Origin of the sequence: Ferrovum myxofaciens (assembly GCF_000735045.1) — a bacterium.
GTDB lineage: Bacteria > Pseudomonadota > Gammaproteobacteria > Burkholderiales > Ferrovaceae > Ferrovum > Ferrovum myxofaciens.
Window position 1 is genome coordinate 1 of sequence record NZ_JPOQ01000420.1, and the last position, 253, is coordinate 253.

A 253-nucleotide genomic window follows, 5' to 3' on the forward strand; every position below is an offset into this window, starting at 1 on the left:
CCAGTCAAGGCGTTCAGTCCGCCAGCAATCAACATTGAGCCGTGGCGTGATCGCCTCTGGGCGCAGTTGGACGAGAAGCCTGCCCTGAATTACGCCATTGAGGTTGTGTTGCCGAGCGATGATAATTCTGACGTTGAAATTCGCGTGGTGCGGCGCGGCGTTGGGACATTCACCCTACTGGTACCAAGGGGAACGATGACCCCGGTGGAGTGTCAACTAAAGATTCTGGAACTTTGCTGCGCATGGGCCGATT

The 253-nt window shown here is 56.1% G+C and carries 1 protein-coding gene; it reads left to right on the top strand.

Annotation, left to right across the window (positions count from 1 at the left end; genetic code table 11):
- Positions 1-253 (top strand): hypothetical protein (locus tag IV91_RS19375; RefSeq protein WP_035418695.1); only part of this gene is annotated, 253 nt, incomplete at both ends.